The following is a 22784-nucleotide window of genomic DNA, read 5'->3' as shown; positions in this document are numbered from 1 at the left end:
CGACCGGTGCGGCCCGCCCGGTGATCGGCCGGGCGGGCCGCAGGGGTGCGGGCCGGTCAGGCCCAGGGGTCGGTGAAGGACCGGCCGGGGACGGGCTTGGCGACCAGGGCGATGGCGGTGAAGAAGTTGACCTGGCCGATGGCGAGCATGAGCGTGGTCAGCGCCTTGTCGTCGTAGTGCCCGGCGACCTCGGCGTACAGCGCGTCCGACACCCGCTCGCCGTGCGGACTGGGCCGGAGGACGGCCTCGACCAGGGCGAGCGCCGCGCGCTCGGGGGCCGTGAACCAGGGCGAGTCCGGCCAGCCGGCGACCGAGGCGATCCGCTCCTCGGACTCGCCGGCCGCGCGGAGGAAACCGGTGTGCAGGACGGTCAGGTAGGTGCTGCCGGCGATCTGGCCGGCCCGCAGCTGGACCAGGCCGATGGTGCTCCGGGGGACGGACCCGTTGCCGGTGGCCCTGAACAGCGCGGCCGAGACCTCGGTGATCTCGGGGACGAGCTCCACCGGATCCTGGGCCATGCGCGGGCGCAGCGGGACCTCGGCGGTGATCGGGCGGGTGTTCGTGCTGGCGTTCATGCTGGCGTTCCTCTTCTTCCGAGCGGGTGGGTGGACCGTGCGGTCACCTGTCCGACGGATCCCGGCGCGGGTTTGTGACAGCCCTCCCCGCCCGCAGTCCGAGGACGCAGCCGGCCACCAGCAGGCCGGCCATCGCGAGCAACGGTGCCGTCCAGGTGCCGCTCGCGGTGCGCAGCGCCGACGCGAGCGCGGGGCCGGTGGCGGCGAGCAGGTAGCCCCAGGTCTGGGCCATGGTGGAGAGCGCGGCGACGTGTTCCGGGTCGGTGCCCCGGCGGGCGAACAGGACGGCGGCGAGCGCCTGCCCGCCGCCCATGCCGATGCCGAGGACGGCGGCCCAGAGCGGGGCCCCGCCGGCCGGGGCGAGCACCAGGCCGAGCAGACCGAGGACGCAGACGGCCACCACGCCCAGGATGTGCGGCCGTTGGTCGCTCCGGGCGGCGGCCAGGGTCGGGACGAGGAACCCGCCGACGGCGAGGCCGAGGATCAGCACGGCCTGGTCGGTGCCTGCGGCGGTCCGGCTCACTCCCGCGTCGACCAGGAGGGTGGGCAGCCAGGCCAGCGTCGCGTAGAAGACCAGGGTCTGGACGCCGAAGAAGGCCGTCAGGCTCCAGCCGAGCGCCGTCCGCCCGACCGGTCGGCGTCCGACGGGTGCGGCGGGCCCGGCCGGCTCCGGTGCGGCCCGAAGCTCCCGTGCGACCCGCAGCTGCGGTACCAGGCCGGCCGCCGCCAGGGCCGCGGGGACGACGGCGATCGCGATCGCGGCCTGCCAGGACCAGGCGTCCGCGACCGGCGCGACCAGCGCGGCGACGACCGCCGAACCGGCGCCCATGGACAGCGCGTAGACGCCCGTCATGGTGCCGATCCGCCGGGGTGCGAAGCGGGCCCGGACGAACACCGGGATCAGCACGTTCACCACCGCCACCGCGACCGCGACCAGCACCGTGCCCGCATACAGCCCGGTCAGGCCCGCCGTCCGCAGTGTCGCTCCGACCAGCAGCAGCACGCTCGCCCAGAACAGTCCGCGCTCCTCGCCGAGCCGCCGCCGGGCCAGGGCGCCGAGCGGGGCGAACAGGCCCATGCACAGCGGCGGCAGCAGCGCGAGCAGCGTCACGGTGCCCGGGCCCCACCCGGCGACCGGCGCGAGCGGCCCGATCTGCCCGAACGCGACCCGGGTGTTGAGGCTGAGCAGGACGAAGCCGAGCACGAGCAGGGCTCCGGAGGCCCGGGGGGTGCCGGGCGCGGGTACGGCGGTGACCGGCGCGGTGGTGGCGGGCGCATCGGTGGGCGGCATGAGAGGAGGGCCCTTCGCTTCGACAAGAGGTTAGGCTTGCCTAAGCTTTCTCGCTCAAGCGCGCTTGAGCGCAACCCGGCCCGAACACGATCCGGTCCGAACATGATCAGGTCCGGGCCCACCCCCGACGGAGGAGGCGGCAGATGGCGGAGCTCCACTCGATCACCGAGGTCGCGACGGCCTTCGGTCTCTCGGTACCGGCCCTGCGCTACTACGAGGAGTGCGGCCTGGTCGCCCCCGCCGCGCGCCGCGGCCGGGTCCGCCACTACGACCGGGAGGCGCTGGAACGCCTCGCCCTGGTCCAGCTCTGGCACGTGGACGGGATGATCCCGGTCGGCGGGACCGCCGCCGTGCTGGCCAGCGAGCAGGCGGCCGAGCGCAGGGCGCTGCTGCACGCCCAGCGGGACGGGATGCTCGTCCGCGCCCGCCGGCTGGAACACGCCGCGGCCGTCCTCACCCACATGCTGCTGTGCAGTCGGGACCGCCCGCTCGACTGTCCGACCACCCGGGCCCACATCAGCGCCCGGGTGGACGCCGCCCTGGCGGGCGAGGAGCTCTCCGACGGCTTCCTGCCCGGGCTGCCGGACGGCCCGCTGCCGGAGCACCCGCTGCCGGACGGCTCCGCGCCGTAGGAGGCCTCAGCCCAGCACCGCCGGCGTCGGCCCGTCCGGCCGTACGGTGATGCTGTACGCCGCCCCCGCCGGCCGTGAACGGAAAACCAACGGCCCCATCGGCAACAGGAGTTCCAGCAGCGCCGTGGTCTCGCGCAGCGCGAACCGGGTGCCCAGGCAGGCGCGGGCGCCGAGGCCGAACGGGAAGTAGGCGCCGAGCTGCCCGGGGCGGTCGGCGTCGGTGGCGAAGCGGGCGGGGTCGAAGCGCTCCGGGTCGGGCCACAGTGCCGGGTCCCGGTGGGTGAGGTACGGGCAGACCAGCACGTCCGTCCCGGCGGCGATGCGGTGCCCGGCGATGACGTCGTCCTCCAGTGCGTGCCGGGGGAGGAGCCAGGCGGAGGGGTAGAGCCGCAGTGTCTCGCTCACCAGCGCCTGCGGATCGGCCGTCCGGGCCTCGGGGTGGCGGTCGAGCAGCAGGAAGAGCCAGGTGAGCGTGGTGGCCGTGGTCTCGTGGCCGGCGACGAGCAGGGTGACCAGCTCGTCCCGGATCAGCCGGTCGGTGTACTCGGGGTGCCGCTCGCCCGCCTCGACCAGCATCCGCAGCACCCCGGGCTCCTCGGTCGGGTCGGCCGAGCGGGCCGCTTCGATCGCCGCGTGCGCCACCGCGTCGATCCGGGCGAGGTCCGCGGCGACCGCGTCGCGGGCGTCCGCCGCGTTGGTCGGCAGCGTCGGCATGGCGGCCACCACCCGTTCCACCGACCGGAGTTCGCCGTCGGTCCGGTCGTCCAGCGGCTGCCCGGTGAGCGCCCGCCAGACGGTGTCCAGGGCGAAGCCGCGCATCTCCTCGCCGACGTCGAAGGTCTCCCCGGTGCGCCGGTACCCCTCCCAGCGCTCGGCGGTGCGGCGCGCCGCCGCGGCGATCCGGTGTTCGTAGCGGCGCATCCCGGTGCCGGTGAACTGCGACTGCAGCAGCCGCCGTTGACGCTTCCAGGCGTCGCCGGCGGCGGACAGCACGCCGTCCCCGACCAGCATCCGGGCGCGGTGCGAGCGCTTGACGTACCGGTCCGGGTGGTGGCCCAGGACGTGCTGCACGGCGGCCGGGTCGGTGACCAGGACGGTCGGCGTCGGGCCGAGCCGGAACGCTGCGATGCCGCCGACGCCGCGCCGCGTCCGGGCCAGCAGCTCGACGAGCTCGGCCTCCTCGGCCCGCCACTGCTCGACGGCCTCGGCGGCCAGCTCCGGTACCGGGCGGGTGTCCGTGCTCACGGGGCGGGTCCTTCCGTTCGGCTGACGGTGCGTCCGTTGCGGCCCGACTCTATGCCAGGGCGGGCCCGTCCGGGTTGCGCCGAACGGGTGGCGGCCCCGGCCCGGGACGGCGCGGGGGCCCGCCGGGACGTCCGCGCACGGCTAGCGTGCGACCGGGCCGACCGGCCCCTGCTCGTTGCGCGGATGGGAGAACGCATGCCCGGGACCCGGCACTTCGGAGGCGGCCGGACCCGCCGAGCGGCCCGGTGGCTGGCGGTGGCCCTGCTCCTCCCGGCCCTCACGGCCTGCGGCGGCGGTGGCGGCGGTGGCGGCTCCGGGTCGGCCGGTGCCCCCCAGGCCGGGCAGACCGGCCAGAACAGCGCCTCGGGGCAGCCGGACGACCAGCGGACCAAGGACGAGGGGGACCAGGGCAGCTTCCGGAACGCCGGCGAGCCCTCGGCGAACGTCCAGGGCAGCGACCGCACCGCGCGGATCAGCCTGTCCTTCCCGTCGAGCACCACGACCGACTTCACGGCCGTGATCAGCAAGGTGTCCGACTGCGGCAGTACGGAGTACGCCACCCCCGCCTCGCAGCAGGTCCAGGTGATCAACGGGCAGAGCGAGCGGGTCGAGTTCCAGCTCCCGCCGTGGAAGCCCGGCACCGAGAGCCGGAACATCTGCCTCACGGTGACGGCCGACAACTCCACCAAGCGGATCGAGGCCGTGGGCTCGGTGATCATCAGCAACCCCGGCGCAGGGGCCAGCACCGGCAACGGCGGGACCAACGGCTCGACCCCCACCGGCGGGTCGAGCCCGTACACCGGTGCCCCCACCGGCACCGGGAGCACCTACTGAGCCCTGCCGAGGAGGCACCCCCGGGGGAGCCGGAGCGGCCGTCCTCGCGTTCCTGGTCGGACTGGATCGCCAAGCTCGCCACCTGGGTCGCCCCGACCACCCTCCTCACCGCGCTGCTCTTCTTCTTCGGCTACGCCTACACCAGTTCGCTCTACGGTTACTTCGGCATCGACGCCGGCATGATCGGCTTCGCCACCCAGGACCTGCTGCTCCGCAGTTCCCCCGCGCTGTACGTGCCGGCCGGGGTCGCCCTGTGCGGGGCGTTGGTCGGCGCGCTCGGCTACCACGTCGCGACCAGGGCGGCCGAGGCCGGCACGGTCGGCGCCCGGACGGTGCGACGGGCCTGTTCGGCCGTCGCCGTACTGGTCGTCCCGCTGCTGCTGCTCGGCTTCCTGGCCGGCTTCGAGGTGTTCGACGCCGGCCCGATGGGCACCCCGCTGCTGATCGGCGGCGGACTGCTGCTCGCGGTCCTGGCCCGGCTGCTGTACGTGCGCGGCACCGGCGCGCCGTACCCGCTGACCGGCGAGCGGGCGGCGCTGGGGATCAGCGTGGCGATCGTCGTGCTCTGCGCGTTCTGGGCGGTCGGCGGCTACGCCCAGCAGAAGGGCACGGCCGACGCGGAGCAGCTGGCCCGGCACCTCTACCGGCGTCCGGCGGTCGTCCTGGACACCCCGGAGCACCTCCACCTGGGGTGGTCCGGGGTGCGGGAGACGGCGCTGCCGGGCGTGGAGCCGGGGGCGCGGTTCCGCTACCGCTACGAGGGCCTGCGCCTGCTGGCCCACTCCGGCGGCCGGATGTTCCTGATCCCGCGCACCTGGACCTGGGAGACGGGCAACGGCCTGATCGTCCCATTCGACGAGACCGTCCGGGTCGCCTTCCACCCGGGCTGAGACGGCGCGGGCCGAGACGGCCCGGGTCGGGACCCCGACGGCCCGGGCGCACGGCTGCGCCGCGGTCCGTCCCCTCGACGGACCGCGGCGCAGCGGCTTCACCGGGTGTCAGGACGTCCCGGTCACACCTGCTGCCAGAGCGCGGGCACGATCGGCGGCTCCCAGCCGACCTGGGCGGTGTGGCCCTGGAGGCAGCGGTAGCTGACGCCGTTGTAGGTCACGATGTCGCCGGCCTGGTAGGTGGTGCCGGCGGCCCAGGTGCCGCCGGGGTTGGGCGAGTCGCTGCCCACCACCAGCGAGAAGCTGGTGCTGTGGGTGGCCGAGCCGGTCCCGGTCAGGGTGATGTTGTAGGTGCCGGTGGGGGTCGAGGCGGAGGTGGCGACGGTGAGCGTCGCCGAGCCGCCGGACTGCACCGAGGACGGGTTGAAGGAGACCGTCACGCCGGTCGGCGCGCCCGAGGCGGTCAGGTTGACCGTCTGGGCCGAGCCGGAGGTGGTCGAGGTGGCGACCGTCGCGGTGGTGGTCTCACCGGGCTTGACGGTGGCGGTGGCGGGGTTCACCGAGACGGAGAAGTCGTTGGTGGGCGTGGTGCCGCCGACCGAGGTCTTCCAGATGGTGTACGCCACGCCGTCGGCGCTGCGGTTCAGCACCGTCGCGTCGATGTTGGCGGTGGTGTCGCAGGAGGAGTGGTAGCAGGAGTCGTAGGAACGGCCCGCCGTGCCGCCCCACTTGGCCGCCTGGGCCGAGGTCTTGGTGTCGCTGGCGCCGGCCGCGTAGCCGGAGGTCGGGATGCCGGCCTGCTGGAAGGAGTAGTCGTCCGAGCGGCCCTGGCCCTCGACGTTCTCCTCCGGCTTGAGGTTCAGCGAGTCCCAGTAGGCCTTCATCGGTGCGGAGGCCGCGGAGTTGATGTTGTTGATGAAGTAGCCGGCGTTGGTCGAGGCGATCATGTCGAAGTTGTAGTACGCCTTGATCGCGGAGCGCTGGGCGGAGCCCAGCTGGCCGACGTAGGACTGCGAGCCCTGCAGGCCCTGCTCCTCACCGGTCCACCAGGCGAACCGCACGTGCCGGGTCAGGCTGGGGTTCTGCTGGGCGAGCACGAGCGCGTTCTCCAGCAGGGTGGCCGAGCCGGAGCCGTTGTCGTTGATGCCGGGGCCGGCCGAGACGCTGTCCAGGTGGGCGCCGAACATGGTGACCTGGTCGGCCGGGCCGCCGGGCCAGTCGGCGATCAGGTTGTTGGACTGGTAGGTGCAGGAGGTGCAGGTCTGCTCGGTGACGCTGTAACCGGCCGCCTGGAGCTTGCCCTTGATGTACGCCAGCGACTGGCTGTGCCCGGCGCTGCCCGCCCGGCGGTGGCCGCCGTTCTGGCTCGCGATGCTGTTCAGCTGGGACAGGTGGGCCTGGATCTTGGCGACGTCGATGTCGGGCGCGGAACCACCGGGGTTGCCCCCGCCACCGACGGTGAGGCCGTACTGGGCGGTGTGGGTGGTGGTGCCGGCGGTGCCGGTGACGGTGATCTGGTAGGTCCCGGCCACTGCCGCCGCGGAGGCGTTCAGGGTCAGGGTGGCGGAGGAGCCGGCCTGGACCGAGGAGGGGTTGAAGCTCGCGGTGACGCCGGCGGGGAGGCCGGAGGCGGTCAGGGCGACGGTCTGGGCGGTGCCGGAGGTCACCGTGGTGCTCACCGTGGAGGAGGTGGAGGCGCCGGGCTGGACGGACCCGGAGGCCGGACCGAGCGACAGCGAGAAGTCGTTGGTGCCGGACGGCGTGCAGGTGGGGTCGCCGGTCTGGGCGGGGACGCTGACGGCGTCCCAGGCGGCCTTGGCGCGGTTGAAGAAGGTGCAGGTGGGGTCGAGGTTCTTGGCGGCGGTCAGGGTGGCGGTGCGGTAGCGCTTGTAGGTCATGCCGCTGGTCTTGAGGAGCATGCCGCCGTAGAAGACCCGGCCGGCGTCCTTGATGCCGATGCCGGTGACGGAGGAGTTGTTGCAGGTGGGGCTGGTGGGCTTGCCGCCGCCGGGGGCGGAGCCCTCGGCGAGGAGGTAGAACCAGTGGTTGAGCGGGCCGGCCGCGGCGTGTTCCTCGGTGTTCGGGATGGACGCGGAGTAGCAGTTGGGGTTGTTGCTCACCAGGGAGGGGTTGTACATGTTGCGGATCGGGCCGTTGCCGACCAGGTTGATCATCTCGCCGACGGTGTAGTCCGGGGTGTCGTACGGCGAGGGCTCGTTGGCGTACGACTCGGTCAGCGCGCCCATGATGTCGCCGGTGGCCTCGCCCAGGCCGGACTCGTTGTTGGCGCCGCCCGGGGTGTACTGGTCGATGCCGTGGCCGAACTCGTGGCCGACCACGTCGATCGCGGCGATCCACTCGTTGGCCTGGCTGTGGCCGATGGATATCGTGCTGCCGTCCCAGTAGGCGTTGACGTCACTGAGGCCGACCTTGACGGGCCAGCTGCCGCCGTTGCCGTTGTGGCCGTTGCGCCCCAACCAGTCGCGGAGCATGTCCCATTCCTTCTGGGCCGCGAACATCGCGTCACCGCAGCCGGTCTCCTTGCTGGACGGGCTGCCGGTGCCCCAGGAGTCGGAGGACTTGGAGAAGACCTGTCCGGTGCTGTAGTCGGAACACGACAGGCCGGGCCGGTTGGGATCGCGCAGCGAGTAGGAGCCGCCCGAGCTCGTGGTGCTGATGGTGACCGGGGCGGGTCCGTTCCACTTGCTGTTGACGGTGCCGGCGCGCACGTCGTCGTAGCTGTCGAGCACCTCGCCGGTGGCCGCGTCCACGAAGACGTGCAGCGTGCTGGGCGCCGACGCGGTGCGGCCCTTGAGGACGGTCTCCCAGGCGAGCCGGCCGGTGCCGTCCTTGACCCGGACGACCAGGCGGCGGGAGTCCACCGAGTCCACGGTGGCCAGCTTCGTACGGGCGGTCTTCTCCGCGTCCGCCGCGCTGACCTGCGGGGTGGTCGAGCCGCCGACGGGGCCGGTGGCGGCGGACTGCAGGGCGCGGACCGTGCCCCGGGAGTCGGCGAGGACGACCGCGTCGCCGCCGACCACCGGCAGGCCGTGGTAACTGCGCTCGTACGAGACGGAGTACAGGCCGCCGAGCCAGGGCGTGACGGCCTTGCGCTCGTACGTCTCGCCCGGGCCCTTGGCCAGCGCGTCCAATCCCGCGTTCGCAGCCGCGTCGGCGGCGTTGACGGCGGCGGCCAGGGCGCTCGGCGGCGCCGGGGAGGGGGCGGGTGCGGCGGTGGCCGGCCCCGCGGTGGCGGCGATCATGCCGGCCAGCACGGTCAGGGTGGTCGCCGCGGTCAGCAACCTTCCCGCGGAAATCCTGCGTTGCATCGGGGCTCCTCGCGTGTGGGGGGTCCTCGACCGCGGACGGCAGGCCGGTGGCACACCGCAGGGGGCCGCATCTGGGGGACGGCCGTGCGGGCCGTCCGCGCTCGGGTGCCCGAACCCTCACACGGCGTCATGCCCAGGTCAATGCCTGGTGCGTGCGAGGCAAGGGGTTGGCAAATTCCGTCAAGCCCGCAGGTCCGGCTTTGCGTCAAGCTGGGCTTTCCTTCAAGTGGTTGAGACCACCTCATGTACGGAGCGGGTGGCGATCGAGTACCGTCCTCGTCATCGGAGTCGTCGGAATCACTGGAACCGTCGGCAGTCCCTGCGACCGGCCGAGGACGACCCGCCCGGGGAGGCAGCCGTGCAGCGCAACCGTGTGGTCCCTGCGGCGGCGGTGCCGGCACCGCCGACCGGCCGGGGGCAGGACGCCTGGCGCGAGTTCGGTGCCCGGCTGCGGCACTGGCGGCGCCGGGCCGGACTCACCCAGGCGCAGCTCGGCGCCGGGATCGGCTACGACCACACCGCGGTCAGCAAGATCGAGCACGGCGCCCGCCGGGTCACCCCCCGGGTCGCCGACCGGATCGACGAGCTCCTCGGCGCGGAAGGCGAGTTGAGCGCCGCCTGCCAGCGCGCCGAGAGCGCCGAGCTGTGCGTGCTGGACGCCTTCTCACCCGCTCTGCTCCGACCTCCGCTGCCGGGCGGGGCAGCGCCCGGCGCGCCCGTCCCGCCCCCGGCCCCCGCTCCGCTGCGACTGCCGGACTACGGCCTGCTCTGCCCGCTGCACGGCGCCGAGGGCTGCGCGGTCCCCGAGGCCGGAGAACTCGTCGCCCTGCACGCCGAGTTCTGCGCCCCGGAGGGCCCGGCCGGCCCGGCCGCCGGTCGCCCGCTGGACGACGTCACCGCGCACGCCCTGACCGGGCTGCTCGCCGCCCACCTGCGCTCCGGCGAGACCGGTGACCGGCCGGGCCTGGCCGCCGCCGTGGAGCGCACCCTGCACGCGGTGCTCGCCCGGCTCGCCGGCGCCCCCGCCGTGCAGCGCGGTCCGCTGGTCCGGCTGGCCGCCGAGCACGCCCACGCGGCCGGTGCGCTGCGGATGCAGGACGGTCGCAACGCCACCGCGATGGCCTGCTACGACCGCGCCCTCACCTGGGCCGGGCTGGCCGTGGACCGGGCCACCCAGGTCGGCACGCTCAGTGACATGAGCATCCTGGCCCGGCTGGACGGCGACCCGGTCGCGGCGCTCGGTTACGCCCGCGAGATCGAACGGGTCGCTCCGGACCGGCACTGGGCCGGCGCGATGGGCCGGATCAGCCGGGCCCGGGCGTACGCGCTCACCGGTGACGTGCGGGCGACCGTCCGGCAGATCGGGCTGGCGCGGGCGCACCTGGACCACATCGGCGCGGAGGACGAGGTCGACGTGCCCTGGCTCTCGATCGCCTCGATGCGGATGCGGGTGGAGTCCGCCGCGGCCGCCGCGCTGCGCGACCTGGCCGCCGCCACCGACGACCCCCGGCTGGCCCGCCGCGCGCTGGACGCCACCGAGACCGCCCTCGGCCTGCTGGGTCCGGACCAACTGCCCTCCAGCCGACTGCTCTTCATCGTCCGGGCGGCCGACTGCCACGTCTGCGCGCACGACCCGGCGACGGCCGTCGAACTGCTCGGCCCCGCCCTGGAGGCGACCGGCGTGACCGCCCTGCCCGCGCTGGTCGAGTACGAGCTGCGCGGTCTGCGCGACCGTCTCGCGGCGCACGCGCCCCGTGCCGCACACCGGTTGGCGGAGCCGGCCCGCTCCTGATCGGGCGGTGCTCCGGGGGCCGCGGCGCCGGCCGCCCGATTGGCCGGATCAGGTGGCCGCGCGGGGTGGCGCGAAAGGGGCGCACACCAGCGCCCGCCGACCTGGACAGCTGCAGTCGCACGCCGCCAATTTCCATGACTTCTCGAAAATGCGCCCCCTTCACGCCGTACGAACGTCAACTTCGTGAGCGTATAGTCCGCCGATCGGGTCATTCATGGAGTTAACACGTCGAATGACTGTCACGGCGCGTGTCTGCCGCTAGAGTCTCTGACGTTTCCAGTCGTTAGTCCGCGAAGAACGGGGGGCGCGTGCTGTCAGCCATTGCCCGCCGGCTCGCCCACCCGCTGCTGCTGCTGGGTGTGCTGTGCACGGCCGTCGCGACCCTGCACTTCCACTGGGCGCCGGACCGGGTCTCCCCGCTCTTCCTGGTCGCCGTCCTCGGATACCTGGCGGTCCTGGAACGGGTGATCCCGTACCGGGTCGACTGGCATCCGAGTCGACGCGAACTCGGCTGGTACAGCGTCTACTTCGTGCTGAGCATGGTCGGCGGAGCGCTGGCCCAGGGGCTGGTGGCGACGCTGGTGGAGGTGCTCGGCCCGGCCCACCCGGCGCTGCCGTTCGCGATGGAGATCCCACTCGCGCTGCTGGTCGGCTCGCTCGGCGACTACCTCGTGCACCGCTGGTCCCACCGCAACCGGTGGCTCTGGCGGCTGCACGGGGTGCACCACGTCCCGGACAAGGTGAACGTCGCGAACAACGGCGTGAATCATTTCCTGGACGTGCTCGTCGCACAGTCCGTGGTCCAACTGTCGCTGGCGCTGATCGGATTCTCGCCGGATTCAGTGTTCGTGGTCGGAATATTCGTCCTGGCTCAGGGGTATTTCGTCCACGCCAACATCGAAGTCCGAATCGGCCCGCTCGGCCACGTCCTGGCCGGGCCGGAACTCCACCGCCTGCACCACAGCACCGACCTCGCCGAAGCCGGCCACTACGCCTCCGACCTCTCGCTCTGGGACCACGTGTTCGGGAGCTTCACCTGGCGGCCCGGCAGGGTGCCGAAGGCCGTCGGCCTCACCGACCCGGCCGCGTTCCCCACCACCGGGGAGCTCGGTGCCACTCTGCTGCACCCCTGGCGCCGGGCGAAGACCACCGAGCAGTCCGTCTGAACCCCGGCCCGAGCGGCCGCTCCCACTTGCCCGTGTCCCCGGCGCCACGCCATCACCCCCGGATTGGACCATGACCTCCTCGCCCTTCGCCGTGCCCCGCGAACGCATCGCGATCACCGGTATCGGCTGCCGCCTGCCAGGACACGCCAACGACCACCGGTCCTACTGGAGCAACCTGATCGAGGGCCGGGACTGTCTCGCAGAGACGCCCGCCGACCGCTACGACACCGGCACCCTGGGCAGCAGGGACCGGGCCAAGCCGGGGCGGCTGATCGGCGGCCGGGGCGGTTACATCGACGGCTTCGACACCTTCGACCCGGACTTCTTCGGGATCAGCCCGCGCGAGGCCGAACACATGGACCCGCAGCAGCGCAAGCTCCTGGAGGTCAGCTGGGAAGCCCTGGAGGACGGCGGCCTGCGCCCCGGCGAACTGGCCGGCCGCGAGGTCGGCGTCTACATGGGCGCCTTCACCCTCGACTGGAAGATCCTCCAGTTCGCCGACCTCGACTTCGGCACCATCGCGGCGCACACCGCCACCGGCACCATGATGACGATGGTGTCCAACCGGATCTCGCACTGCTTCGACTTCCGCGGGCCCAGCGTCTCGATCGACACCGCGTGCAGCTCCTCGCTGGTCGCGGTCCACCTCGCCTGCCAGAGCCTGCTCCGCGGCGAGACCGAACTCGCCCTGGCAGGCGGGGCGTTGCTGCACATGGCACCGCAGTACACGATCGCCGAGACCAAGGGCGGCTTCCTCTCCGCGGACGGCCGGTCGCGCGCCTTCGACGCCTCCGCCGACGGCTACGTCCGGGCCGAGGGCGTCGGCGTGGTCGTGCTCAAGCGGCTCTCCGACGCGCTGCGCGACGGGGATCCGGTGCACGCCGTCATCCTCGGCACCGGCGTCAACCAGGACGGGCGCACCAACGGCATCACCGTCCCCAGCGCGGACGCCCAGGTCACCCTGATCGAGCGGGTCTGCGCCGAGGCCGGGGTGGTGCCCGGCAGCCTCCAGTACGTCGAGGCGCACGGCACCTCCACCCCGGTCGGCGACCCGATCGAGGCCGCCGCCCTCGGCCGGGTGCTCGGCATCGGCCGCCGGCCCGGGGACCGCTGCTACGTCGGCTCGGTCAAGACCAACATCGGACACACCGAGGCGGCGGCCGGCGTCGCCGGGCTGATCAAGACCGCGCTCGCGATCAAGCACCGCCGCATCCCGCCGCACCTCAACCTGGAGCGGCCCAACCCCGGCATCGACCTGGACGCGCTGCCGTTCGAGATCCCGACCGTCCCGGTGGACTGGCCCGAGCACCGGGGGCCGGCCCGCGCGGGCGTCAACTCCTTCGGCTTCGGCGGCACCAACGCCCACGTGCTGCTGGAGGAGCCGCCGCGGCCCGATCCCGCCGCAGCGGTGGCCGGGCCGGCCCGCTCGGTGCTGCCGCTGAGCACCAAGGACACCGCCGCACTTCCCGAACTGGCCGACGCCGTACGGCAGGAGCTCGCCGGCGGGACCTCCCTGGCCGACCTCGGCCACACCCTGGCCCACCGCCGCCAGCACCTGCCCGAGCGGCTCGGGGTGGTCTACTCCACCCGGGAGGACCTGGACGAGGCGCTGGCCGCGTACGCGCGCGGCGAGGAGCACCCGCGAGTGGTCCAGGGCCGCGCCCGGGAACGCCGGCAGCGCCGGCTGGCCTGGGTGTTCACCGGCATGGGCCCGCAGTGGTGGGGCATGGGCCGGGGGCTGTACGAGCACGAGCCGGTCTACCGGGAGGCCGTGCAGGCCGTCGACCAGGAGATCCGCGCGCAGGCCGGCTGGTCGCTGCTGGCCGAGCTGGGCCGGGACGAGGCGGACTCCAGGATGGCCGAGACCTGGCTCGCCCAGCCCGCCAACTTCGCCGTCCAGGTGGGTCTTTCGGCGCTCTGGCGGAGCCACGGCCTGCGCCCCGACGCGGTGGTCGGCCACAGCACCGGCGAGGTCGCCGCCTTCCACGAGGCCGGGGTGTACGACCTGGCCGACGCCGTGCGGGTGGTGCTCGCCCGCAGCCGCCTCCAGCAGCGCCTGGCGGGCAGCGGCAGCATGCTCGCGGTCGGTCTGCCGGAGGCCGAGGCCGAGCGCCGCATCCGCCCGTACCGCTCCCGGATCTCGCTCGGCGCGATCAACAGCCCCTCCGCGGTGACCCTGGCCGGGGACACCGAGGCGCTGGCCGAGCTGGCCGAGGAGCTGCGGCAGCAGGGCGTCTTCGCCCGCCTGCTGGACGTCGAAGTCCCTTACCACAGCGTGCGGATGGACCCGATCCGGGACGAGCTGGTGGCCGCGCTCGCCGTCATCAAGCCCCAGGAGGCGCGGCTGCCGCTCTACCTGACCGCCCGCGAGGAGCTCGCCCGCGGGCCGGAGCTGGACGGCGAGTACTGGTGGCAGAACGTCCGCAACCCGGTGCGCTTCCGGGCCGCCGTCGAGCGGATGGCCGAGGACGGCCACGGACTGTTCCTGGAAATCGGCCCGCACCCGGTGCTCGGCCACGCGATCCGCGAGTGCGCGGAGCGGGCGCACGTCCTGCCGTCGATCCGCCGGCAGCAGGACGAGCCCGAGCGCCTCGCCCGCAGCCTCGCCGAACTGCACACCCTCGGCGTCGAGTTGAGCTGGGACGCGCTGCACCCGGCGGGCCGCCCGGTACCGCTGCCGGCCTACCCGTGGCGGCGCGACCGGTACTGGGTGGAGCCCAAGCCGGTCGAGCAGGTCAGGCTCGGGCAGCTGGACCACCCGCTGCTCGGCCGCCGCACCGCGAGCGCCCAGCCCGGCTGGACCGTGGCGCTCGACCCCGAGCGGCTGCCCTACCTGACCGACCACCGGATCGAGGGCCAGGTCGTCTTCCCCGCCGCCGGGTACCTGGAGATGGCCGCCCAGGCCGTCCGCACCCTGACTGGCGGCACCGAGGTGACGCTGGCCGAGATCGAGCTGAACCGGGCACTGTTCCTCTCCGAGACCGAGCCCGTCCCCGTCCAGCTCGGCTACGCGCCGGAGGACGCCCGCTTCACCATCGCCTCCACCCCCGCCGGCGGCGAGCCCGCCGTGCACGCCGGCGGCCGGGTCCGCACCGGCCAGCGCCGCGGCTACGGCCCCGCGCTGGACGCGGACGCCCTCCGTGCCCGGGGGCGGCACCTCGACGGCCCGGACTGCTACCGGCAGCTGGCCGCGCGCGGCTACGACTACGGGCCCGCCTTCCAGGCCATCGCCGAGGTGTGGGCGGGCCCCGGCGAGGCGCTCGCGCGGATCCGGCCGACCGCCGAGCTCGGCCCGGACGCGGCCGACCACCACCTGCACCCGGTACTGCTGGACGGCTGCTTCCAGACCCTGCTCACCACCCGGCTGGAGGAGCCCGAGGGCGGCAGCGTCCGGCTCCCCGTCTCGATCGCCGAGGTCCGGCTCGACGAGATCGGTGACCGCCCGCTGTGGGTGCACGCCACCGTCACCCGGGACAGCGGCGAGGAACTCGTCGGCGACCTCGCGCTCTACACCGAGGACGGCACCCCGGTCGGCCGGGTCACCGGCTTCCGGGTCGCCGACGTCGCCCAGGCCCCGGCCTCCGTCGGGCTGGCCACCATCGACGGCTGGCTCACCGAGGTCGACTGGGTGGAGGCCGCCGCGCCGGCCGGCGACGGGACCCCCGGCGACCTGCTGCTGTTCGCCGACGAGGGAGGCCTCGCCGAGCGGCTGGCCGCCCTGGCCGCCGGCCGGGGCGCCCGCTGCCACCTGGTCCGCCCCGGCACCGAGTACCGGCACGGCGACGGACACTCGACCGTGCGGCCCGACTCCGCCGAGGACGTCCGGCGACTGTTCGCCGACCTCGACCCAGGCTTCGCCGCCGTCGTCCACCTCTGGAACCTCGACCAGCCCGCCCTCGCCGCCACCACCGCCGACCGGCTCGGCCCGCTCGCGACCCTCGGCGCCTACTCCCTGATCGCCCTCGCCCAGGCCCTGCCCGCCGCCCGCCCGGACGGCCGGCTGCACATCGTCACCCGAGGCACCCAGCCCGCCGCCCCCGGCGACCGGGTCGAACCGCTCGGCGCCCCCGCCTGGGGCATCGGCCGGGTGCTGTGGCAGCAGGAGCTGGTCGCCCAGCGCGGCACCCTGATCGACCTCGACCCGGCCGTCGACGCCGCCGACCAGGCCGAGGCGCTGCTCGGCGAACTCGCCGCCCGGGACGAGCAGGAGATCGCCCTGCGGTCCGGCGGCCGGCTCACCAGCCGGCTGCGGCAGGCCGAGGGCCTCACCCGGCCGCTGCCGCCGGTCCTGCGCCCCGATGGCAGCTATCTGGTCACCGGCGCCTTCGGCGCCCTCGGCCGGCTGCTCTGCCGCGCCCTCGTCCGGCGCGGCGCCCGGCGGCTGATCCTGGTCGGCCGCACCGCCCTGCCCGAGCGCTCCGAGTGGGCGTACACCGAACCGGACACCCCGGTCGGGGAGCGGATCGCCTTCCTGCGCGAGCTCCAGGCGCTCGGCGCCGAACCGCTGCTCGCCCCGATCGACGTCACCGACGAGGCCGCCCTCGCCGACTGGCTCGCCGACTACCGGCAGCGCCAACTCCCGCCGATCCGGGGCGTGTTCCACCTGGCCGGACAGGTCAGGGACACCCTGCTGGCCCAGATGGACCGGCCCGCCTTCGACGCCGGCTACGCCCCCAAGGTGATCGGCGGCCACCTGCTGCACCGGCTGCTGCGGGACGAACCGCTCGACCACTTCGTGCTGTTCGCCTCCGTCGCCTCGCTGCTCACCACCGCCGGCCAGACCAACTACGCGGCCGGCAACGCCTTCCTGGACGCCCTGGCCCACCACCGCCGGGCCGAGGGGCTGCCCGGGCTCAGCCTGGACTGGGGGCCCTGGGCCACCGGCATGATCGAGGAGCTGGGCCTGGTCGCCCACTACCGCGACGCCCGGGGCATGAGCTCGCTGCCGCCGGACGCCGGAACGGCCGTCCTGGAGCGCGTCCTCGGCCAGGACCGCGCCCAGCTGCTGGTCGCCACCGTGGTCGACTGGCCGACCTTCCTCGCCTGGTACCCGGCGCCGCCGCCGCTGGTCGCCGACCTGGCGGCGAGCGCCGCCGAGCAGGCCCCGGTCGAGACCGGGGGCTTCCTGGACGCCTACCGCGCGGCCGACCCGCAGGCCCGCCGGGAGCTGGTCGTCGAACGGTTCACCGCCGCCGCCGCGGCCGTGCTGCGGATCGGCGCCGAACGGATCGACGCGGAGACCAGGCTCGGCGCGCACGGCCTGGACTCGCTGCTCGCGATGGAGCTGCGCGCCCGGGTGCACGGCGAACAGGGCGTCGCCCTGCCGGTGGTGGCCCTGCTCAGCAACGGCACCGTCGGCGACCTGGTCGACCTGCTCACCGAGGGCCTGGCCGAGCGGCTCACCGCCGACGGCGGCCCGGCCGAGGCCGAGGTCGAGCTGTACGCCGACGAGTCCCGCTTCCCGCTCACCCACAACCAGCAGGCGCTCTGGTTCCTGCGGCTGCTGCACCCGGACGGCTTCGCGTACAACATCGGCGGCGCCGTCGAGGTCCGCGCGGAGCTCGACCCGGAGCTGATGTTCGGGGCCTTCCGCCACCTCGTCGCCCGGCACCCCGAACTGCGCGCCGCCTTCACCGCCGAGGAGGGCCGCCCGGTCCAGCGGATCCGGGAGGAGGCCGAGGCCGACACCGGACTGTTCGACGTCGAGGGCCGGCCGTGGGAGGAGATCCACGACCTGATCGTCCACGAGTACCGGCGGCCGTACGACCTCGCCGAGGACCCGCTGGTGCGGCTCCGGCTGTTCCGGCGCGGGCCGGACCGCTGGGTGCTGATGAAGGCCGTCCACCACATCGTCTCGGACGCGATCTCCACCTTCACCTTCATCGAGGAGCTGTTCGAGGTCTACGAGGCGCTGCGCCAGGGCCGAACCCCGGAACTGCCCCCGGTGCCCGCCCGCTACCTGGACTTCCTCAACCGCCAGAACCGCTTCCTGGCCGGGCCCGAGGCGCGGCGGATGCTCGACTACTGGCGCGGCCACCTGCCGGCCGAGATGCCGGTGCTGGCCCTGCCCACCGACAAGCCGCGCCCGGCCGTGCAGACCCACAACGGTGCCTCCGAGTTCTTCCGGCTGGACGCCGAACTCACCGCCCGGGTGCACGAGCTGGCCCGGGCCAACGGCGCCACCCCGTTCATGGTGCTGCTCAGCGCCTACTACCTGCTGCTGCACCGCTGGTCCGGGCAGCCGGACATCGTGGTCGGCAGCCCGGTCACCGGCCGCACCCAGGAGGAGTTCGCCTCCGTCTACGGCTACTTCGTCAACCCGCTGCCGCTGCACGTGAGCCTGGCCGGGGAGCCGACCGTGGCCGAGCTGCTGGGCCGGGTGCGGGAGAGCGTGCTCGGCGGGCTGGACAACCAGGAGTACCCCTTCCCGCTGCTGGTCGAGCAGTTGGGCCTCCAGCACGACCCGAGCCGCTCGGCGGTGTTCCAGGCGATGTTCATCCTGCTCACCCACAAGGTCGCCGTGGAGCGCTTCGGCTACCGCCTGGAGTACATCGAACTCCCCGAGGAGGAAGGACAGTTCGACCTCACGCTGTCCGCCTACGAGGACCGCGCGGACGGCTGCTTCCACTGCGTCTTCAAGTACAACTCGGACCTCTTCGAGCCCGCCACCGTGCAGCGGCTGGCCGCGCACTACCGCAACCTGCTGGACGCCATGACCCGCGCCGCCGAGGACGAGCCGGTCGGACGGCTGCGGATGCTCGGTGACGCCGAACGGCGGGAGATCCTCACCGGATTCAGCGGCGCCGAGCGCCGGATCGAGCACGACACCCCGGTGCCCGAGCTGATCGCCAAGGCCGCCGCCGAACGGCCCGAGGCCGTCGCGGTGGTCGCGCCCGGCCGGGACGGCGTCCGCCGGCTGACCTACGGCGAACTGGAGCGCCAGGCCCAGCGCACTGCCGTGAGACTGCGCGAACTCGGCGTCGGCGAGGGCTCGGTGGTCGCGGTCTGCCTGGAAAAGTCGCCCGAGCTGATCACCACCCTGCTGGGGATCTGGCGGGCCGGCGCCGCCTACCTGCCGCTCGACCCCGGGCACCCGGCCGACCGACTCGCCCACCAGGTGACGGACGCCGGAGCGGCGCTGGTGGTGGTCGACCAGCGGCGCCCGATCCCCGCCGACCTGCCCGCCGAGCCGGTCACCCTGGAGGAGCTGGACCGGCCGGTCCTGGGGGGCGCCGTGCCGCTGCCCGCCGCCGACCCGGACCGGCCCGCCTACCTGATCCACACCTCGGGCTCCACCGGCCGGCCGAAGGGAGTCCGGGTCGACCACCGGAACCTGGCCGCCGTCACCGCCGGCTGGCGCGCCGAGTACCGGCTGGACACCGAGGTCCGGGTGCACCTCCAGATGGCCGGCACCGCCTTCGACGTCTTCTCCGGGGACTTCGCCCGGGCGCTCAGCACCGGCGGCACCCTCGTCCTGGTCGACCGCGAGCTGCTCTTCGACACCGCCCGGCTGTACCGGGTGATGCGCGAGGAGGCCGTGGACGGCGGCGAGTTCGTGCCCGCCGTGGCCCGCGGGCTGCTGGCCCACTGCGAGCGCGAGGGCCTGACGCTGGACTTCCTGCGGCTGCTGATCGTCGGCTCCGACTCCTGGAAGGCCGCCGAGCACCAGCGGGTGCGCGCCCTGTGCGGCCCGCGGACCCGGCTGGTCAACTCCTACGGGCTGACCGAGGCCAGCGTCGACAGCACCTACTACGAGGGCGCGACCGAGCAGCTGGAACCCGGCCGGATGGTGCCGATCGGCCGGCCGTTCCCGAACAGCGCGGTGTACGTCCTGGACCCGTACGGCGAGCCCGTCCCGGTGGGCGTGCCCGGCGAGCTGTGGATCGGCGGCGCGGGCGTCGCGGCCGGCTACCCCAACGACCCGGAGCAGACCGCCCGGCGCTTCGTCACCCTGGAGCTCGACGGCGCGTCCGCGCGGCTCTACCGCACCGGCGACCTCGGCCACTGGGACGCCGCCGGCACCCTGCACCTGCTCGGCCGCATCGACAACCAGGTCAAGGTCCGCGGCCACCGGATCGAGCTCGGCGAGATCGAGGCCCACCTCACCGCCCGTCCGGAACTCGCCCAGGCCTGCGTGACGGTCCGCCAGGACGCCCGGGGCGAGGCCGCCCTCGCCGCCTACGTGGTGCCCGCCGAGGGCACCGTGCTGGACCGCCGCGAGCTGCGCCGCCACCTGGCCGAGCACCTGCCCACCGTGATGATCCCCTCCTACCTCACCGAGCTGCCCGCCCTGCCGCTCACCCCGAACGGCAAGGTGGATCTCGCGGCCCTGCCCGAGCCGAAGGCCGACACCGCCGGGGCCCAGCACGAACCGCCCGTCACGCTCTACGAGACGAGGGTCGCCGAGCACTGGCAGAACCTGCTCGGCCTGGACGAAGTCGGCCTCCAGCACGACTTCTTCGAACTCGGCGGCAGCTCGATCCGGCTCATCGAGCTGATCCACCACCTGCAGAGCGAGTTCAACATCAGCATCCCGGTCGGCCTGCTGTTCAAGGTCACCACCCTGCACGGCATGGCCCGCACCGTCGAGCAGATCATCACCGGCGAGGTGGCCGGCGGCGAACCCTACCTCTGGTTCAACGCCGCGGCGCCCGAGGACCGCACGGTCTTCTGCTTCCCGCCGGCCGGCGGCCACGGGCTGGTCTACCGGCAGCTCGCCGCGCACCTGCCGGAGCACCGCATCGCCTCCTTCAACTACCTGACCGGCGACGACAAGACCGCCCGCTACGCGGACCTGGTCGAGGAGCTGCACCCCTCCGGGCCGTACGTCCTGCTCGGCTACTCGCTCGGCGGCAACCTCGCCTTCGAGGTGGCCAAGGAGCTGGAGCGGCGCGGACGCGCGGTGGCCTCGGTGCTGCTGGTGGACGCCTATCGGGTCACCGAGGCCTTCGACCTCGGCGAGGAGCACCTGGCCGTCTTCGAACGGGAACTCCACGAGCACCTGCACCGCCACACCGGCTCGCGGATCGTCGCCCGGGAGACCATCGAACAGGCCAGGGACTACCTGGAGTTCAGCAGCAGGACGCCCAACACCGGCACCGTCAGGGCCCAGTTGGACGTGGTCTGCGAAAGCGACCGGCTCTCCGTGCACGTGGGCGGCGAACCGGGCGCCTGGCACGGCGCCTCCACCACGGGCACCGCGGTGTACGTCGGGCACGGCGCCCACGCCGAGATGCTCGACGGGGAATTCGCCGCCCGCAACGCCGAACTGGCCGGCGCCATCCTGGCCGGGGGCACCGCCGATGTCCTCGGCTGACCGCGGGCCGGACTGGTCCACCAGGGAACGGGCCGCCGGCGGCCCGCCCCGGGTGATCGTGATCGGGGCCGGCCTGGCCGGCCTCGCCACCGGCTGCTACGCGCAGATGAGCGGCCTGGAGACCCGGATCTTCGAGAAGCACGTGCTGCCCGGCGGCTGCTGCACCGCGTGGTCCCGGCACGGCTACCTGTTCGACTACTGCATCGACTGGCTGATCGGCACCGCCGAGGGCACCGGAGCGCACCAGGTCTGGAGCGAACTCGGCGCCCTGGACGGCAAGTCGGTTACCCGCTTCGACACCTTCAACCGGGTGGTCGACGAACACGGCCGGGCCGTCACCTTCTACGGCGACCCGGACCGGCTGGAGGCCCACCTGCTGGCCATCGCGCCCGGCGACGCCAAGCCGATCCGGGCCTTCTGCCGGGACCTGCGCCGCTACGCCGCGATCGAGCTGCCCTGGGACCTCACCCCGCCGCCGCTGCGCACCACGGCGGAACGGCTGCGCACCCTGCGCACCGTCCTGCCCGCCTTCCGGCTGTTCTGGCGCACCGCGACCACCCCGATGAGCGGCTTCGCCGAGCGGTTCCAGGACCCGCTGCTGCGGCGGGCCTTCCCCAACATGTTCCTCCAGGAGCCCGAGGGCTTCCCGCTGCTGCCGTACCTGTACACCCTGGCGGCCGCCCACAACGGCAACGCGGGGTTCCCGGAGGGCGGTTCGCTCGGGCTGGCCCGCTCGGTGGAGGAGCGCTACACCTCGCTCGGCGGGGTGATCGGCTACCGCTGCCGGGTGGAGCGCATCCTGATCGAGGACGGGCGCGCGATCGGCGTGGAACTCAAGGACGGCTCCCGGCACTTCGCCGACCACGTGGTGGCCGCCTGCGACGGTCCGACGGTGCTCGACCGGCTGCTGGAGGGCCGGTACTCCAGCCCCGCCACCGAGAAGCTGTACGGCGAACTGCTCGACAAGCCGGGCAACCTGTACCCGGCCGTGGTCTCCGCCTTCGTCGGCGTCGACGGCCCGCTGCCCGAGGGCGAACCGCACAGCACCACCTACCTGCTGTCGCCCGAGGACGGTGCGCGGCTGCCCGGCTCGCTCCAGCGCAGCCTGGTGGTGCAGCTGCGCTCCACCTACGCGGACGGCTTCGCCCCGCCCGGCAAGTCGGTGCTGCACTGCACCTACTTCAGCGACTACCGCTCCTGGAAGGACCTGCGGAGCAGCGACCGCCGGGCCTACCGGGCGCGCAAGCAGGAAGTCGCCGCGTTCGTCCGGGAGTTCCTGGAGCGGACCTACCCCGAGCTCGGCCCGCGGATCGAACTCGTCGACGTGGCGTCGCCGGTGACCACCGAGCGGTTCACCGGTAACACCTACGGCAGCATCCTCGCCTGGCAGGCCTTCTCCGAGGCCGAGGACGCCGCCAACCGGCTGGTCAACCGGGACCGGATGCGACTGCCCGGGCTGAGCGGCTTCTCCATGGCGGGCCAGTGGACCTCGCTCGGCGGGCTGATCCGGGCCGCCACCAGCGGACGGTTCGCCGCGCAGTACCTCTGCCAGGAGCTCGGCCGGCCGTTCCGGGCCTGGCCGAGCGACAACCGGGAACCCTGGCACGCGGGCAAGTGGGGCCGGCTGCCGCAACTCGGCCGGGCCACCGTGGGAGCGCCGGAAGTGGGAGTGGCGGAAGTGGGAGCGGCGGAGTGAGCGGGACGACGACCGGTG

Annotated in this window: 11 protein-coding genes; 7 read left to right on the top strand and 4 right to left on the bottom strand. The window is 73.9% G+C overall.

Annotated elements, in window-relative coordinates:
- Nucleotides 1–56: 56 nt before the first annotated feature.
- Nucleotides 57–575, bottom strand: a complete 519-nt coding sequence (locus ACFVVA_RS07480) for a carboxymuconolactone decarboxylase family protein (RefSeq protein ID WP_387686617.1) — start codon at nucleotides 573–575, stop codon at nucleotides 57–59.
- Between the two features lie 43 nt (nucleotides 576–618).
- Nucleotides 619–1866, bottom strand: coding sequence for a CynX/NimT family MFS transporter (locus ACFVVA_RS07475; RefSeq protein ID WP_387686614.1), 1248 nt, complete (start codon nucleotides 1864–1866; stop codon nucleotides 619–621).
- Between the two features lie 143 nt (nucleotides 1867–2009).
- Here ACFVVA_RS07475 and ACFVVA_RS07470 point away from each other — a divergent pair, with 143 nt between their 5' ends.
- On the top strand, nucleotides 2010–2498 hold the full coding sequence (locus tag ACFVVA_RS07470; protein ID WP_387686611.1) for a MerR family transcriptional regulator: 489 nt from the start codon (nucleotides 2010–2012) through the stop codon (nucleotides 2496–2498).
- Between the two features lie 6 nt (nucleotides 2499–2504).
- On the opposite strand, the gene ACFVVA_RS07465 is transcribed toward ACFVVA_RS07470, so the two are convergent.
- Nucleotides 2505–3743: a cytochrome P450 gene (locus tag ACFVVA_RS07465; protein ID WP_387686609.1), complete on the bottom strand. Its 1239-nt coding sequence runs from the start codon at nucleotides 3741–3743 to the stop codon at nucleotides 2505–2507.
- A 195-nt stretch (nucleotides 3744–3938) separates the two neighbouring features.
- Here ACFVVA_RS07465 and ACFVVA_RS07460 point away from each other — a divergent pair, with 195 nt between their 5' ends.
- The gene (locus ACFVVA_RS07460) at nucleotides 3939–4577 is read left to right on the top strand and encodes a hypothetical protein (protein ID WP_387686607.1); all 639 of its coding nucleotides are present in this window, start codon (nucleotides 3939–3941) and stop codon (nucleotides 4575–4577) included.
- A 179-nt stretch (nucleotides 4578–4756) separates the two neighbouring features.
- Nucleotides 4757–5467, top strand: coding sequence for a hypothetical protein (locus tag ACFVVA_RS07455; protein ID WP_387686605.1), 711 nt, complete (start codon nucleotides 4757–4759; stop codon nucleotides 5465–5467).
- Between the two features lie 122 nt (nucleotides 5468–5589).
- Here ACFVVA_RS07455 and ACFVVA_RS07450 read toward each other — a convergent pair whose 3' ends face one another.
- Nucleotides 5590–8796, bottom strand: coding sequence for a M28 family peptidase (locus tag ACFVVA_RS07450; protein ID WP_387686603.1), 3207 nt, complete (start codon nucleotides 8794–8796; stop codon nucleotides 5590–5592).
- Nucleotides 8797–9154: 358 nt separating this feature from the next.
- On the opposite strand from ACFVVA_RS07450, the gene ACFVVA_RS07445 reads away from it, so the two are divergent.
- The 4 genes from ACFVVA_RS07445 (at nucleotide 9155) to ACFVVA_RS07430 (ending at nucleotide 22766) form a co-directional block, all read left to right on the top strand.
- Nucleotides 9155–10588 carry a helix-turn-helix domain-containing protein gene (locus ACFVVA_RS07445; protein WP_387686601.1) on the top strand — a complete coding sequence of 478 codons (1434 nt, stop codon included), beginning with the start codon at nucleotides 9155–9157 and terminating at the stop codon, nucleotides 10586–10588.
- A 308-nt stretch (nucleotides 10589–10896) separates the two neighbouring features.
- Nucleotides 10897–11754 carry a sterol desaturase family protein gene (locus tag ACFVVA_RS07440; protein ID WP_387686599.1) on the top strand — a complete coding sequence of 286 codons (858 nt, stop codon included), beginning with the start codon at nucleotides 10897–10899 and terminating at the stop codon, nucleotides 11752–11754.
- Nucleotides 11755–11824: 70 nt separating this feature from the next.
- Nucleotides 11825–21070 carry an amino acid adenylation domain-containing protein gene (locus ACFVVA_RS07435; protein WP_387686597.1) on the top strand — a complete coding sequence of 3082 codons (9246 nt, stop codon included), beginning with the start codon at nucleotides 11825–11827 and terminating at the stop codon, nucleotides 21068–21070.
- Nucleotides 21057–22766: a phytoene desaturase family protein gene (locus tag ACFVVA_RS07430; RefSeq protein ID WP_387686595.1), complete on the top strand. Its 1710-nt coding sequence runs from the start codon at nucleotides 21057–21059 to the stop codon at nucleotides 22764–22766. The genes ACFVVA_RS07435 and ACFVVA_RS07430 overlap by 14 nt, the downstream gene beginning before the upstream one ends.
- The last annotated feature ends 18 nt before the right edge of the window (nucleotides 22767–22784 follow it).

Source organism: Kitasatospora sp. NPDC058048 (assembly GCF_042885555.1).
GTDB classification, from domain to species: domain Bacteria; phylum Actinomycetota; class Actinomycetes; order Streptomycetales; family Streptomycetaceae; genus Kitasatospora; species Kitasatospora lactacystinica.
The sequence above is the reverse complement of the archived record's forward strand: the minus strand, read 5'-3'. Positions and strand labels throughout refer to the sequence as shown.

What these genes read in the sequence shown, in the direction of transcription:
- ACFVVA_RS07480 (WP_387686617.1), bottom strand. Translation starts at nt 575, where the DNA reads ATGAACGCCAGCACGAACACCCGCCCGATCACCGCCGAGGTCCCGCTG.
- ACFVVA_RS07475 (WP_387686614.1), bottom strand. Translation starts at nt 1,866, where the DNA reads ATGCCGCCCACCGATGCGCCCGCCACCACCGCGCCGGTCACCGCCGTA.
- ACFVVA_RS07470 (WP_387686611.1), top strand. Translation starts at nt 2,010, where the DNA reads ATGGCGGAGCTCCACTCGATCACCGAGGTCGCGACGGCCTTCGGTCTC.
- ACFVVA_RS07460 (WP_387686607.1), top strand. Translation starts at nt 3,939, where the DNA reads ATGCCCGGGACCCGGCACTTCGGAGGCGGCCGGACCCGCCGAGCGGCC.
- ACFVVA_RS07455 (WP_387686605.1), top strand. Translation starts at nt 4,757, where the DNA reads ATGATCGGCTTCGCCACCCAGGACCTGCTGCTCCGCAGTTCCCCCGCG.
- ACFVVA_RS07450 (WP_387686603.1), bottom strand. Translation starts at nt 8,796, where the DNA reads ATGCAACGCAGGATTTCCGCGGGAAGGTTGCTGACCGCGGCGACCACC.
- ACFVVA_RS07435 (WP_387686597.1), top strand. Translation starts at nt 11,825, where the DNA reads ATGACCTCCTCGCCCTTCGCCGTGCCCCGCGAACGCATCGCGATCACC.
- ACFVVA_RS07430 (WP_387686595.1), top strand. Translation starts at nt 21,057, where the DNA reads ATGTCCTCGGCTGACCGCGGGCCGGACTGGTCCACCAGGGAACGGGCC.